This is a genomic window from Qipengyuania sp. ASV99 (assembly GCF_047872805.1).
Lineage (GTDB): Bacteria > Pseudomonadota > Alphaproteobacteria > Sphingomonadales > Sphingomonadaceae > Erythrobacter.
The window spans coordinates 26,633-41,055 of sequence record NZ_JBLQUK010000008.1; the positions used below are offsets into that span (position 1 = coordinate 26,633).

At 59.3% G+C, this 14,423-nt stretch carries 14 protein-coding genes; 7 read left to right on the forward strand and 7 right to left on the reverse strand.

Annotated elements, in window-relative coordinates; all coding sequences use genetic code 11:
• Positions 1-5 precede the first annotated feature (5 nt).
• Positions 6-536 (forward strand): GNAT family N-acetyltransferase, encoded by a 531-nt coding sequence (locus ACM64M_RS10245; protein ID WP_416228591.1) that lies wholly within the window; start codon positions 6-8, stop codon positions 534-536.
• Between the two features lie 19 nt (positions 537-555).
• On the opposite strand, the gene greA is transcribed toward ACM64M_RS10245, so the two are convergent.
• From greA to carA, 6 genes are all read right to left on the reverse strand, one after another.
• Positions 556-1,032 carry a transcription elongation factor GreA gene (gene greA / locus ACM64M_RS10250; RefSeq protein WP_416228592.1) on the reverse strand — a complete coding sequence of 159 codons (477 nt, stop codon included), beginning with the start codon at positions 1,030-1,032 and terminating at the stop codon, positions 556-558.
• Positions 1,033-1,149: 117 nt separating this feature from the next.
• Complete coding sequence (carB, locus tag ACM64M_RS10255) at positions 1,150-4,473, reverse strand: carbamoyl-phosphate synthase large subunit (protein WP_416228593.1); 3,324 nt, start codon at positions 4,471-4,473, stop codon at positions 1,150-1,152.
• On the reverse strand, positions 4,473-5,003 hold the full coding sequence (locus ACM64M_RS10260; protein WP_416228594.1) for a hypothetical protein: 531 nt from the start codon (positions 5,001-5,003) through the stop codon (positions 4,473-4,475). Before ACM64M_RS10260 ends, carB begins: the two co-directional genes overlap by 1 nt.
• Positions 5,000-5,593, reverse strand: coding sequence for a carbamoyl-phosphate synthase large subunit (locus tag ACM64M_RS10265; RefSeq protein ID WP_416228595.1), 594 nt, complete (start codon positions 5,591-5,593; stop codon positions 5,000-5,002). The genes ACM64M_RS10260 and ACM64M_RS10265 overlap by 4 nt, the downstream gene beginning before the upstream one ends.
• Positions 5,586-6,149, reverse strand: coding sequence for a hypothetical protein (locus ACM64M_RS10270; protein ID WP_416228596.1), 564 nt, complete (start codon positions 6,147-6,149; stop codon positions 5,586-5,588). The genes ACM64M_RS10265 and ACM64M_RS10270 overlap by 8 nt, the downstream gene beginning before the upstream one ends.
• Positions 6,149-7,327, reverse strand: a complete 1,179-nt coding sequence (gene carA / locus ACM64M_RS10275; protein ID WP_416228597.1) for a glutamine-hydrolyzing carbamoyl-phosphate synthase small subunit — start codon at positions 7,325-7,327, stop codon at positions 6,149-6,151. The genes ACM64M_RS10270 and carA overlap by 1 nt, the downstream gene beginning before the upstream one ends.
• A gap of 150 nt (positions 7,328-7,477) precedes the next feature.
• Between carA and ACM64M_RS10280 the strand changes: the two genes are divergently transcribed.
• The 6 genes from ACM64M_RS10280 (at position 7,478) to ACM64M_RS10305 (ending at position 13,662) form a co-directional block, all read left to right on the forward strand.
• On the forward strand, positions 7,478-7,930 hold the full coding sequence (locus ACM64M_RS10280) for a GatB/YqeY domain-containing protein (protein ID WP_416228598.1): 453 nt from the start codon (positions 7,478-7,480) through the stop codon (positions 7,928-7,930).
• A 67-nt stretch (positions 7,931-7,997) separates the two neighbouring features.
• A complete protein-coding gene (gene dnaG, locus ACM64M_RS10285) occupies positions 7,998-9,863 on the forward strand; it encodes a DNA primase (protein ID WP_416228599.1) in 1,866 nt (621 codons plus the stop codon).
• A gap of 109 nt (positions 9,864-9,972) precedes the next feature.
• Positions 9,973-12,012 (forward strand): RNA polymerase sigma factor RpoD, encoded by a 2,040-nt coding sequence (gene rpoD, locus ACM64M_RS10290; protein WP_416228600.1) that lies wholly within the window; start codon positions 9,973-9,975, stop codon positions 12,010-12,012.
• Between the two features lie 14 nt (positions 12,013-12,026).
• Entirely contained in the window at positions 12,027-12,503 is a 477-nt protein-coding gene (locus ACM64M_RS10295; protein WP_416228601.1) for a hypothetical protein, read from the forward strand.
• Positions 12,504-12,583: 80 nt separating this feature from the next.
• Complete coding sequence (gene parA, locus ACM64M_RS10300) at positions 12,584-13,234, forward strand: ParA family partition ATPase (protein ID WP_416228602.1); 651 nt, start codon at positions 12,584-12,586, stop codon at positions 13,232-13,234.
• Complete coding sequence (locus ACM64M_RS10305) at positions 13,231-13,662, forward strand: hypothetical protein (RefSeq protein WP_416228603.1); 432 nt, start codon at positions 13,231-13,233, stop codon at positions 13,660-13,662. The genes parA and ACM64M_RS10305 overlap by 4 nt, the downstream gene beginning before the upstream one ends.
• Here ACM64M_RS10305 and ACM64M_RS10310 read toward each other — a convergent pair.
• On the reverse strand, positions 13,659-14,336 hold the full coding sequence (locus tag ACM64M_RS10310; protein WP_416228604.1) for a hypothetical protein: 678 nt from the start codon (positions 14,334-14,336) through the stop codon (positions 13,659-13,661). The genes ACM64M_RS10305 and ACM64M_RS10310 overlap by 4 nt on opposite strands.
• Between the last annotated feature and the right edge of the window lie 87 nt (positions 14,337-14,423).

Below are 14,423 nucleotides of genomic sequence, written 5' to 3' on the forward strand. Positions count from 1 at the left end.
CTCGCATGGCCAAAGCTGTCGCTACCTATGTCATTCGGCCCTTCCGAGAGAGCGACGCTGCCGATCTGGCGGAAATCACGATTTCGGCCATTCATACACTCGGTGCAAGGCGCTATTCCCCGGATCAGGTGAAGGTCTGGGCGTCACGCCATCCCGGCCCTCAGCGGTTTCTGGACCGCGCCTCAGCCGGTGCCGTGATCTTTGTCGCGGCAAATGCGCAGGACGCGCCAGTTGCCTATGCGCTGCTCGAACGAACAGAGCAGGCCGATGGGCGCGGCGCAGGCCATCTCGACATGCTATACTGCCATCCCGCGCATACACGCCGCGGCCTTGCAGATGAACTCCTCGGCGCAGCACAGGCGCATGCGGAAGTCGCGGCTATGGCGCGACTGTATACTGAAGCCAGCGAACTCGCGCGGCCCGCGTTCGAACGGGCCGGATACCACGTCCTGCACCGCCGCGACTTTACTATCGCCGGCGTGGCGATCCACAATTATGCGATGGAGAAAAAACTCGGCCAGAAGCGTCTGAATTAAGGTGCTTCTGGCCGGTTCTTCAGATGAATTCGATCTTTTGGACGAGGTAGAACTTGTCGCCCGAAGGGACCGTTACTTCAATCTCGTCATCGACTTGCCGACCGATCATGGCGCGGCCCAGCGGTGAATTGAACGAGATCCGACCAGCAGCCGCATTGGCCTCTGTTTCGCCAACGATCTGATATCGGATTGGCTTGTCATTATCGTCGAGCAAAGTGACGGTGGAGCCAAACACGATCTTGTCACCGGACAGCGTGCTGGGATCGATGATCTGCGCGCGGCTAACCTTGCTTTCAATGTCGCCGATCATCGCCTCAACCTGGCCCTGACGTTCTTTCGCAGCATGATATTCGGCATTTTCCGACAAGTCGCCATGCGCGCGCGCCTCTTCGATCGCGTCAACGATCTTAGGGCGTTCATCGCGCAGCGCTTTCAGGTCTGCCATCAGGCTTTCATAGCCTTCTGCCAGCATCGGAACCTTTTCCATCGTTGCCATTCCGTTTCTTTCTGTCCGTAGCCGTTCCCTGAAAAGACATGCGGTAATTTCGGCTGTGACCGCTTCTGACGAGGCGGCCTCAAATCATCGAAATGTCGGGAAAACCGGCGTGAAATTTCAAGTATAATAGTCCTGTAACGATCGGACTTCAAGATCATGCGGTTTTATCGCCGCAATCGCCGCCGCCGCCGCCAGCGAAGCCGCCGCTGTGGTGTAATACGGGACCTTCTTTTCAAGCGCAGTCGCGCGGATTGATTTGCTGTCGAGCAGCGATTGCCACCCTTCGGTGGTATTGAAGATCAAAGCGATTTTTCCGTCAATGATTTTGTCAACAATATGCGGCTGACCTTCGGCGACCTTGTTGACCTTTTCCACCGCCAGCCCCTGCTGCGACAGATAGCTTTGCGTGCCAGCGGTGGCGATGATCCTAAAACCCTGTTCGATCAGGCTGCGCACCGCAGGCACGATCACCGCCTTGTCGGAATTCTTGACCGAGACAAAAACCGTCCCTTCGCGCGGCAGGATCATGCCCGCGCCAAGCTGGGATTTGAAGAAAGCGGCCTCAAAGCTGGTGTCGATCCCCATAACCTCGCCGGTAGATTTCATTTCCGGGGTCAGCACAGGATCAGCACCGGGGAAACGGCTAAAGGGAAACACTGCCTCTTTCACCGCCATATAATCAAACTCGCGTTTGAACGGTTCAAAATCGGCCAGCTTTTCGCCAGCCATGATCCGGCTGGCGATCTTGGCGACCGGCTGTCCGATGGCCTTGGCGACGAAGGGCACGGTCCGGCTGGCGCGCGGATTGACCTCGATCAGATAAACCTCCCCGTCCTTGACGGCGAATTGCACATTCATCAGCCCGCGCACGCCAAGCGCGTGGGCCAGCGCCTCTGCTTGCCGTTCCATTTCGGCGATAATATCAGCGCCCAGTGAATAGGCGGGCAAAGTGCAGGCGCTGTCGCCCGAATGGACCCCGGCTTCTTCGATATGCTGCATTACCCCGGCAATGCGGACTTCAACACCGTCGCACAGCGCATCGACGTCGCATTCGATGGCGTCGCGCAGATATTGATCGACCAGCACCGGACTGTCGCCCGACACATTCACCGCGGTTTTAATGTAATCATCGAGCTGAGCCTCGGAATCGACGATCTCCATCGCCCGCCCGCCCAGCACAAAAGACGGGCGCAGCAGCACCGGATACCCAATCCGCGCAGCCACGGCGGCGGCTTCATCCCGGGTGTAGGCAATACCGTTGTCGGGCTGTTTCAGATTAAGCTTGTCGACCAGTCTGGCGAACCTTTCGCGGTCCTCGGCATGGTCGATGGCGTCGGGTGACGTGCCAAGGATCGGGATCCCCGCATCCTCCAGCGCCTGCGCGAGTTTGAGCGGGGTCTGCCCGCCAAATTGCACGATCACTCCGACCAGTTCGCCCGCTTGCTTTTCCACGCGCAGGATTTCGAGCACGTCCTCTGCCGTCAGCGGTTCAAAATACAGCCGGTCTGACGTGTCGTAGTCGGTCGAAACCGTTTCCGGATTGCAGTTGATCATGATCGTTTCATAACCCTGCTCGGCCAGCGCGAAACAGGCATGGACGCAGCAATAATCGAACTCGATCCCCTGCCCGATCCGGTTTGGCCCGCCGCCAAGAATAACGATCTTCTTGCGGTCGCTGGGCGCCGATTCGCATTCGGCCTCTCCGAAAGACGGGGCTTCATAAGTCGAATACATATAGGGGGTGATCGCTTCAAACTCGGCGGCGCAGCTGTCGATCCGTTTGAACACCGGCAAGACGCCCAGTTTGTAACGCAGCGCGCGCACTTCGTCTTCGCTGGTGGCCCCGGCCATAGCTTGCAGCGCATCATGCAGCAGGCCCGAACGCTTGGCCTGCGTTTCTGCAAGCCCGCCCGCAACGCCGACCGAACGCACTGCCAGCGTCGCCAGACGCTTGTCGGAAAAGCCCATCGCTTTCAGCCGCCGCAGTCCCGCAGCATCGCGGGGCAGACCGTCTGCCTGCACTTCGCGTTCTGCCACGATGATCGCTTCGATCTGGCGCAGGAACCACGGGTCATAACCAGTGACGTTGTTGATGTCCTCAACGCTCAACCCTTCGCGCATCGCCTGCGCGACCTTGAGCAAACGGTCGGGCGTGCGGCGCGAAATGGCGGCGGTGATGACGCCGTGCTGCACGCTCTCCAGTTCGGGCACGCGGTTAAAGCCGTCGAGCCCGGTTTCAAGACCGCGCAGAGCCTTCTGCATTGATTCCTGAAAATTCCGGCCAATCGCCATCACCTCGCCGACCGACTTCATGGCGGTTGAAAGCGTCGCTTCGGCCCCTTTGAATTTCTCAAAGGCAAATCTGGGGATCTTGGTCACGACATAGTCAATGGTGGGTTCAAAGCTCGCCGGGGTCGCGCCAGTGATTTCATTGGTGATTTCATCGAGCGTATAGCCCACCGCCAGTTTTGCCGCGACGCGCGCAATCGGAAAGCCGGTGGCCTTCGACGCCAGCGCCGATGAACGCGAAACGCGCGGGTTCATCTCGATCACGATCAAACGGCCATCGGCAGGATTGACCGCAAACTGCACGTTTGACCCGCCCGTTTCGACCCCGATTTCGCGCAGCACAGCAATGCTCGCGTTGCGCATGATCTGATATTCCTTGTCCGTCAGCGTCAGAGCCGGGGCGACAGTGATACTGTCGCCAGTATGCACGCCCATCGGATCGACGTTTTCGATGGAGCAGATGATGATGCAATTGTCGGCGCGGTCGCGCACCACCTCCATCTCATATTCTTTCCAACCGAGCAGCGATTCCTCGATCAACACCTCAGTCGTGGGCGAGGCATCCAGCCCTTCGCGCACGATCTGATCGAATTCCTGGGTGTTGTAGGCAATCCCGCCGCCGGTCCCGCCCAGCGTAAAGCTGGGGCGGATGATCGATGGCAGCCCGGTGCGCTCCAGCACTTCGCGCGCCTGTTCAACACTGGTCGCCACGCCGCTGCGCGCGCTTTCCAGCCCGATTGCATCCATCGCCTCACGGAATCGCTGGCGGTTTTCGGCCTTGTCGATCGCGTCGGCTTTCGCGCCGATCATTTCGACGCCGTATTTCTCCAGCGTGCCATCCGCATCCAACGCCAGCGCGCAATTGAGCGCGGTCTGCCCGCCCATCGTCGGCAGCAGCGCATCGGGGCGTTCCTTGGCGATGATTTTGGCGACGATTTCGGGGGTGATCGGTTCGATATAGGTCGCATCGGCGAACTCCGGATCGGTCATGATCGTCGCGGGGTTGGAATTGACGAGGATGACGCGATAGCCCTCCTCTTTTAACGCCTTGATCGCCTGCGTGCCCGAATAATCGAACTCGCACGCCTGACCGATGATGATCGGGCCAGCGCCAATGACGAGGATGGAGGAAATGTCGGTGCGTTTGGGCATCAGTTGGAGTTCTCGTTTTCTGTGCTGGCATCGTCTGGATTGGCGGCGGACGCTCCGCCTCCGGTCCGCGTAAAATCGATCTGGATCAGCCGCATGTTCGCCTGCTGACGTTCGCACCCTGCGGGGATGATATCGGCCAGCGGCAATGCCTCGCCGCGCACCCGGTAAAGTGCTGGGTCACGGCCAAGGAAGAACGCGCCGTTTTCATCCACCGGTTGCTGCATGAACACATCGACCGCGGTCGAGGTTTCGTTGGTGCTCTGGTCGATCCGCGTGCCCTTGATCTCATCGCTGCGCGAAGCGGAAAGGTTCTGGATCGCCTCCAGCCCCAGCTTGGTAATGTCATAGGTGTAGGTTGGCTCAAACCGGTCACCATCCTGCAAATTCGCCAGTTCAAACCGCAGTTCCTGTTCGACGCGTGCAAGGCAGGCGGCTGGTTGTTCCACCCCGAGACGCGGGTCCTCGGGAAACAGCAGGTCGCAGCCGGTCAGCCCGGCAAGCGCAATCAAGGCGATGGCAGCGCGGTTCATTCGGCCTCTCCCGTGTTCGGCTCAAACGCATAGCTGATGCGGGTGTAGCGCCCGACATAGGGCAACACATCGGGCCGCGAAATCGCATTGCCATAGACAAAGGTGCAATTGCGGCGAATGTCGATCATCCGGTCGCCGTCGCGCACCATGATATAGCTCAGCACATAATGCGAACGCGGATTGGCGCGGCGGCCCACCACGTCAAGTTGGCGCAGGGTGTCAGAGAAATCCCGTAAGCTATCCATATCGACAAAACCCTGCCGCTCGCGCGTATCGGCAATCGCGGCATGTTTGGCCTCGGGGTCGAATTCCTCTTCGGAATAAAGCCCCTCAGCAGCAACCACTCGGCAATCCATGCGTCCTGCAACGGGTTTGTCGCTATCCTCCTTGAACAGCACGGGCCGCCAGTAAACGAGCACCGGCAACCCGCTTTCGCCCTGTTCGAGCGTGATCCCGCCGTCCCCCTGAAATGCGACGCCATCGGCGATCTCAGCGCCGGGCCACTGATCGACAGGCGGCGGCGTCATCGCGGGGTTCTGGGCGGCGAGCGGGGTTGCGGAGGCAAGGAGGAAAACGGCAGCCTTAATCATCTTCCGCCCGATACTTCTCGTTTCCGACAAAGCCGAATTTGGTCACGCCCGAGTAACGGATCAACGCCAGCAGGCACGCCGATTGCTCATAGTCGGCGTCGAGCAAGGCACTCCCAGGACCGCCTAGCATCAGATCGTCGCCTTGCACGGTCAAGATCGAACCCGGTTCGAACCCGCACAGCCGCTCTATCTCAATGGCGAGTTTCGTTAGGTTTCCGAACTTCGCAAGCGTAGGAGCCGAGTCAAGGAGCCCGCGCTCTTCAAGATAGCGTTGGTTTTCTGCGATTCTCTCGGGTGCCAGAAGGTCGGACACGTGCTTGTCGTATGCCCGCTGTAAATCGGGATCCTCGAAGCTGACGATCTCGTATCCAGCGGCCTCGTGAATGCATTCAATGTCATTCTCCGAAGGTCCAGCTTTCTCCGAGATCACGATTTCGAAGCTTTGCAGCCAGTCCTCGTAGGTCACTGTGAACCCGGCGCGATTTAAACCGCAGCTCTGCAAGCGATCGGCGATCCTTGTTTCCTCAACCGAATATTCGGGCGGCGGGCCGTCCATCACAGCCCCCCAACAAACTTCTCGAACAGGTAAAAGCTGTCCTGCGGCCCCGGACTTGCCTCGGGGTGATACTGCACGCCGAACGCGCGCTTGCCCTTCACCGCAATCCCGCAATTCGATCCGTCGAACAAGCTCACATGCGTCTGCTCAACACTCTCGGGCAAACTCCCCACATCCACCGCGAAACCGTGGTTCATGCTCGTGATCTCGACCAGTCCCGAAGTCTCGCCCCAGCCTTCACCCACGCGCTGAACCGGATGGTTTGCGCCGCGGTGGCCTTGATGCATCTTCACCGTCTTTGCGCCCGCTGCCAGCGCCAGCATCTGGTGGCCGAGGCAGATGCCGAAGATCGGCACATCCGCATCCAGCAGAGCCGCAATCACCGGCACGGCATATTCGCCCGTCGCCGCCGGATCGCCGGGACCGTTTGAAAGGAACACGCCATCGGGAGAAAGCGCCATCACTTCCTCAAACCCAGTCTTGGCCGGAACCACCGTCACCTTCGCCCCCGCTTTCACCAGATTGCGGAAAATGTTGTCCTTTGCGCCGAAGTCGATGGCGACAACGTGCGGCTTATTCGACCAGTCCGCGCGGGCATAGCCGTGGCCCAAACGCCAGTATCCGCCGGCCCAGTCCTCGCGGGCTTCACGCGTAACGCGCAGCGCAAGGTCCATGCCTTCGAGTCCCGCCCATTCCTGCGCGCGGGCAATCAGCGCGGGAATGTCGAATTTCCCATCGGGCGCATGGGCGATCACCGCATTGGGTGCGCCCGATAGGCGGATGCGGCGGGTCAGCGCGCGGGTGTCCACTCCGCACAGCCCGATTTTGCCATTGCGCACCATCCAATCGGTGAAATTTTCGGCCGAGCGGAAATTGGACGGTTCGGTCACATCCTCACGCACGACGCAGCCCACCGCGCCTTCCACGCGGCTTTCCACGTCCTCGGCATTCGCGCCGACATTGCCGATATGCGGGAAGGTAAAGGTGACGATCTGCGCAGCATAGCTGGGATCGGTCATCACCTCCTGATAGCCGGTCATCGCGGTGTTGAAACAGACCTCGCCAATTGCCGAACCCTCTGCGCCAAAGCCCCGCCCCCAGATCACCGTGCCATCGGCCAGAACAAGGCAACCGGTCGCACCAGAAGGCTGCGCAGGGGTATTCGCGGAAGGGGCCATGGGGCGCTCCGTTAAAGAGGATTTTCCAGCAATGTCGCTAAGACCTAGCCGCTAGACGCGGGGACCATGCGCGTCAACCTAGTCGGAACGCGCGCAATGCGTTAGAGCGCGGCGCATCAACAATCCTTCCACAGAAAGTTCGATTTCACCATGATCCGCGACGATATCAAGGCCGCCACCATCACCGCCATGAAAGCCGGCGAAAAGGACCGCACCGCCGCGCTCCGCCAGATCAGCGCCAAGATCAAGGATCGCGATATCGAGGAGCGCACCAGCGGCAAGGATATTCCCGATGATGAATTGGTGACATCGGTCTTGCAGAAAATGGCGAAGCAGCGGCGCGAATCAATCGAAATGTACGAAACCGGCGGACGCCAGGAACTGGCCGATAAGGAAAAGGCAGAACTGGCCGTGATCGACGAATTTCTGCCGCAAATGATGAGCGAAGCAGACACGATCGCGGCAATCGAGGCGATCAAGGCGGAAACCGGCGCTTCGGGAATGAAGGACATGGGCACCGTCATGGGCGCGCTCAAGGCAAGGCACGGCGCTGTGCTTGATGGGAAGCTGGCGAGCGGATTGGTGAAGGCGGCGCTGAGTTAATCCTGGCCACAGATATACCCACAGCGGGCGCTTGAACCCTCAACGCTTACGGCGCACAATCCCGATCATGGCCATCACTCCGCAATGGAAGGACGAACTGCGCGCGCGGATCACGCTGTCTACCGTGATTATGCGCACCGAAAAGCTCGTTCGAAAAGGGCGCGAATGGACGGCTTGTTGCCCGTTTCATGACGAAAAGACGCCCAGCTTTTATGTTAATGACCAAAAGCAGTTTTACCATTGCTTTGGCTGCGGGGCGCATGGCGATGTTATCAGCTGGATGACCGAACAGCGCGGGCTGTCGTTCATTGATGCGATCAAGGAGCTCGCCGCCGAGGCTGGTATGGAAGTGCCAGCACCCGACCCCGTGGCCGCCAAGCGGGCGGAAAAGCGCGCCGAGCTGATTGATGTAACGACCGAGGCGCAGGACTGGTTCGTCCGCAATTTGCACTCTGCCGGAGGCCGCGCGGCGCTCGAATATCTCAATCGCCGGGGTCTGAAACCGGAAACCTTGCGCGAGTTCGGCTTTGGCTATGCGCCGGAAAACAAACAGGCGCTGCCCGCCGCCCTGCCCCGGTTCGACGATAGCATGCTGGTTGAAACCGGAATGCGCATCCGCACCGATGATGGCACCATGTATGACCGATTTCGGGACCGGATCATGCTGCCGATTCAGGATGCGCGCGGGCGGGTTATTGCGTTTGGCGGGCGTATCCTCGAATCCCGCGATGGCATCGCCAAATATCTCAATTCGCCCGACACCCCGCTGTTTGACAAGGGGCGCACGCTCTACAATCTCCACCGCGCCGCACCTGCCTCGCGCCAGACAGGCCGAGTGGTGGTGGTCGAAGGCTATATGGACGTGATCGCGCTGGCGCAGGCCGGGATAGCCGATGTGGTCGCACCGATGGGAACGGCGCTGACCGAAACCCAGCTGGAGCTGCTGTGGCGCATGGCGGAGGTGCCGGTGCTGTGCTTCGATGGCGATGCGGCGGGGCAAAAGGCCGCTATGCGAGCGGTGACGCGGGCGCTGCCGCTGCTCGCGCCGATGCGCTCGCTTGCGATTGTGCGCCTGCCGGCAGGAATCGATCCCGACGATCTCGTCAATCAGCAAGGCTCAGGCGCGCTGGAAAATCTGCTTGCTGCGCCCAAAAGCCTGCTCGATTTGCTGTGGAGCTTTGAAAGCGCGGCCAAACCGCTGACCACTCCCGAGGCCAAGGCGGGGCTGAAAGCACGGTTGATGGAGCACGTTGACACCATCCAGGATAGCGACATTCGCGCACTTTATCGCCGCGAATTGCTCGATCGGTTCTCAGCCTTTGCCTATCCCCATCGAGAACGACCATCGGCGCGTCAGGCGCAGTCGACACCGGGCCGCGCCAAGGGGAATTGGCGCTATGATAAGCCTGCGCCGCGCGGTCTTTCGCCCGATGCCCAAGCCACTCTCAACCGCGCCATGACAGGCGGGCAGCGATCCACACTGTTATCAGCGGTCATCGCCGGATTGATCCGACATCCGGAGGAGATCACACGCCACGCGGAGGCCCTTTCCAGCCTTGCCAAGGCGGACCCGAATGCCGCACCCGAAATTGAATCGCTGATAGAACTGTCAGAGACGCTTGATTCGGAGCACGAAAACGCCATATCGGGTCCGCAAGGCTATCCTGCCCCACCGGAAGACAGACGTTACGCCTTTCTCAGAGAGGGCACATCCCCCGGTGAAGCGCGCGAGGAACTGGCCGAAGCTGTGTCGTTGCTGGTCCAAAAACCAGCGCTCGAAGCCGCTATGGCGGCAACGATTGCTCGTTTCGACGATGATCCGGAAGGGTCATTTGCCGAGCAGGCCCGGTTGCGGCAGCAGCTCACGACAGTTGAAGAACGCTTGAAAGCGTTCGGAAGGCGAAAGGCCGGGGAACCGGCCAGACAGGATTAGGCCGGCGCTTCCCCTGCTGGTTCTTGGGATTAACATTGGCGGTGGCAAGCCGGGCCGGACACAAACGCCCGCCGGGACCATCGCCAGATAATGGACTGACGATACATTCATGGCCTCAACCGCAAAAGCCGCCGACAAAGACGACGCTCCGCTGATCGATCTTAACGAAGCCTCGGTGAAAAAACTGATGAGCAAGGCGAAGAAAAAGGGGTACATCACCCTTGATGAGCTGAACGAGGCTTTGCCGACGGATATGGATTCGGACCAGATCGAAGATGTGCAGACTGCGCTGTCCGAAATGGGCGTGCAGATCGTTGAAAATGACGAAGACGCCGAAGCTGATGGCGATGCCGATCCGGAACTCGAGGTCGAGGAAATCGACGCTGAGGAAGATGACAAGAAAGCCGCGACCAAGAAGGACGCAAAGACGCTCGCCGCAAAGAAGACCGGCACAGGTGAGCGCACCGATGATCCCGTGCGCATGTATTTGCGCGAAATGGGTGCGGTCGAATTGCTCAGCCGCGAAGGCGAAATCGCCATTGCCAAACGGATCGAATCCGGCCGCGACATGATGATCATGGGCCTGTGTCAAAGCCCGATCACGTTTCACGCCATCATCCAATGGTCCGAAGCGCTCAACAACGAAGACATGCAACTGCGTGAAATCCTCGATCTTGATGCGATGCTTTCCAAAGAGCCTCCACCAGACAAGATGGAAGCGGAAAACGAGGACGATAGCGGCGAAATCTCCGAAGAAACCGCTGGCCCCACCATCCGCGAAGATGACGAAGACGTCAGCGATTCCAGCGATGACAATGACGACGATGAGGACGGCGAAGAAGGCAGTTCAAAAAAGCTCGATGACGAGGAAGAGGAGGACAACACCCTCAGCCTCGCCCAGATGGAAGCCGCGTTAAAGCCCGACGCCATCGAACGGTTCGCGCGCATCACCAAACTGTTCAAGACCTTTGAAAAACTGCAGGTCGAACGCGTCGATACGCTTGGCGCTGGCCTCGAATTTCCCAAAGCCAAGGAAAAGAAATACGAAGCGTTGGGCGAAGAACTGACCGCCGAGGTGGAAAGCATGCAGTTCCACGCGACCAAGATCGAATTTCTGGTCGACAATCTTTACGCCTTCAACCGCCGCCTGACTGCGCTGGGCGGGCAGATGTTGCGGTTGGCCGAACGGCACAAGATCAAGCGGCTCGACTTCCTCAATTCCTACGTCGGCAATGAGCTGGACGAGGCATGGCTTTCTTCCAATGCGAAGAAGGACAAAAAGTGGAAGGCCTTCGCTGAAAAGGAAGGCGACGCGATTGAGCGTATCCGCACTGAAATCGCAGATATTGCCGCCAACACCGGCATGGCGCTCACCGAGTTTCGGCGCATCGTCAATATGGTGCAAAAAGGCGAGCGTGAAGCGCGCATCGCCAAGAAGGAAATGGTCGAGGCGAACCTTCGTCTGGTGATTTCCATCGCCAAGAAATACACCAATCGTGGCCTGCAATTCCTTGATCTTATTCAGGAAGGCAACATCGGTCTGATGAAGGCGGTCGACAAATTCGAATACCGCCGCGGTTACAAGTTCTCGACCTATGCAACGTGGTGGATCCGTCAAGCGATCACCCGCAGCATCGCCGATCAGGCGCGCACCATCCGCATTCCAGTGCACATGATCGAAACGATCAACAAATTGGTGCGCACCTCGCGCCAGTTCCTCCACGAGGAAGGCCGTGAACCGACGCCTGAGGAAATGGCGCAGCGCCTGTCCATGCCGCTGGAAAAAGTGCGCAAGGTGATGAAAATCGCCAAGGAGCCGATCTCCCTCGAAACGCCAATTGGCGACGAGGAAGACAGCCATCTGGGCGATTTCATCGAGGACAAAAACGCGATCATCCCCGTCGATGCCGCGATCCAGGCCAACCTAAAGGAAACCGTCACCCGCGTGCTCGCCAGCCTCACCCCGCGTGAGGAACGCGTGCTGCGGATGCGGTTCGGCATCGGAATGAACACCGATCACACGCTCGAAGAAGTCGGCCAGCAATTCTCGGTGACGCGCGAACGTATCCGCCAGATCGAAGCAAAAGCGCTGCGCAAGCTCAAGCACCCAAGCCGGTCGCGTAAGATGCGTAGTTTCTTGGATCAGTAGGGCCAGCGATTGCCGTGAAAATACATTTTGCGGCCCTCGTCCTTGCTCTGCTCATGCCAGCTTGCGCAGATATTGACGATGAAGCGCCAAATGCGGTTTTAACCTCGCCTTTTGAGCCCTTCCCCGAGGCGGCCACAGTTCAGCTGTTTATTGATACGAGTGGAACGAGCTCTTTGAGGGATGCGATTGCGGCGGGACCTGTGGCGACCCTCACCGACGCGCAACGCACCGAGTTGGGGGCATCGTTCACAATCATCACTGATCATGGCGTGGGCGAAGCGGCCGCCTGCTTCATACCGCACCATTTTTTCCGTTACACAGGCGCGGACGGAGAGCTCATTGGCGATGTCTCGGTATGCTTTAGCTGTGGCGGCAATGAGGTCTCGCCTGGCCCAGACTTGCCGAATGGAAGCTGGATCCAAGAAGACATAACGCGGATCGAGGCGCTAGTAGCGAGCATGGATCACCCGACCGAGATCGAATATCAATAGGGGCAAAGCGAGTCTTCATCCTCGCCATCAAAGCAAACAAAAGCTATTGATTGTGCGCCGCAGCAATTTAAGCTTGATCGATGCCTAAAACCGACCAGCCAACCATCATCGCCATCGTCAGCCAAAAGGGCGGCTCTGGGAAGACCACCCTCGCGGTTAATCTTGCCACTCGTGCAGCGCAGGCCAGCCAGGAAAGCTGCGTCATCGACACCGATCCGCAGGCCACCGCTGCGGCATGGGGCGATTGGCGCGGGGATTTCCTGCCTGTGGTCGTGACCGCGCCCCCTGCCCGGCTGACCCGCACTATCGAAAGCGCGAAGAAAAACGGGGTCGAATTCATTGTCATCGACACCCCGCCCCATGCCGATGCCGCCGCGCGGGAGGCGATCAAGGCGGCCGATATCGTGCTGATCCCGACCAAGCCGCGCGCCTTTGATCTGGCTGCGCTTGAACCGATTGCCGACCTTGTCAGCTTTGCCAAAACGCCCGCATTTGTCGTGCTCAACGCTGTTCCAACGGGCGCGACCGTGCTGGCCAACGAAGCACGCAAGACCGCCGAAGGCATGGGTCTTTCGATCTGTCCCGTCGAATTGGGCGACCGCGCCGCTTTCCACCGATCAAGTGCAAAGGGCGAAACCGCCGCCGAAATCGACCCTTCGGGCAAGGCGGCACAGGAAGTGGACGCGCTCTGGAAATGGCTGAACAAGGTGTTGAAGAAGGCGCAGAAATGACCGAGCAGCCGCCCCGGCTCCCTACGCCGGACGAACGCGGAGAATGGCGCGCAACTGATTTGCTCGCCAACCGTCCCTTTATCATCTGCGCGCTGTATCTTTGCACCTATTTCACGTTCTTTTCGTGTGTCGTCGGCGTGGTGCTCGCGCATGTCTTTGTCGAAGGGCGATGCGAGGAATGGGAGCGCAGCCAGTTCCAATATCTCATCCGCACGTTCTGGATGATGATCGGCGCTTTCCTGATCGCGATTTTTTGCGGCATCTCGATTCTGATCAGCCACGGCGAAGAGGGTTTTCTTTTCGGTGCACTCGTGGCCGGCGCGATTGCGTTCGGGGTGCTGATCCTTGCCGCAGCGCGCACCGTCTATGCGATGCTGAACGCGGTTCGTCACAAGCCCATGCCGAAACCGCGCACGCTCTTGCTCTAGTAACGCCGGTTGCGGTCGTCCTCGTAATGGCGCGGGGTAAGGCCGTATTTCAGCTTGTATTCGTCTGGCACAAAGGGTGCTGGCGCTTCAGGAAGCCGCGCAAAGTCGCGGCGGATGCGCCGCAATTCCTGTTCAGGTATGGGCGACCATTCGACCGAATTGCGCGCAGTCAGGGCAAAATCGCCAGCATATGTCACCGATCTCTCGCGCACTTCGAATCTTGGGGCATCATCCCCATAACCGCGGCTGGGACGGGATAATTCTTCGCTCCCGCCCAGCCCCTGCACATCGATAAGGCAGCGCTCATCCTCTGCCGGGATCTTGGGGCAGTTCATTCCATGCGCAACCAACCGGTATGTCCCGGCGGGCAACGCGAAGACGGCTACCTTGTATTCAAGCGTGTCGTTGCCGAATGCGAAAAAGCCCTGCCGCCGTTCAAACCGCACAACATCATTGTCATTGGCAATGCTCCCCCCATCGCGCAGGAAATAGACCTGCAATGGATCGTCGAGATATATCTCGCTGCGGACCGATATCACCACCGCGCCATAACCGCCCCCGAGCGCGGAGGCCCGCGACACCCGCTCTGCTGCCGACCCCGGTTCAGCGCTGGCCGCGTCCCACGCTGGCAATGCCAAAGCAGATAGCAACAGGGCAAGGAAAGCAAAACGCATGGTGCGAACCCAATATTCTTGGTGTGAACGGACGCGGGGATGAAACATGTAGGGCCCCGGCACAAGGGTCACTCTGCGCCGAGAATT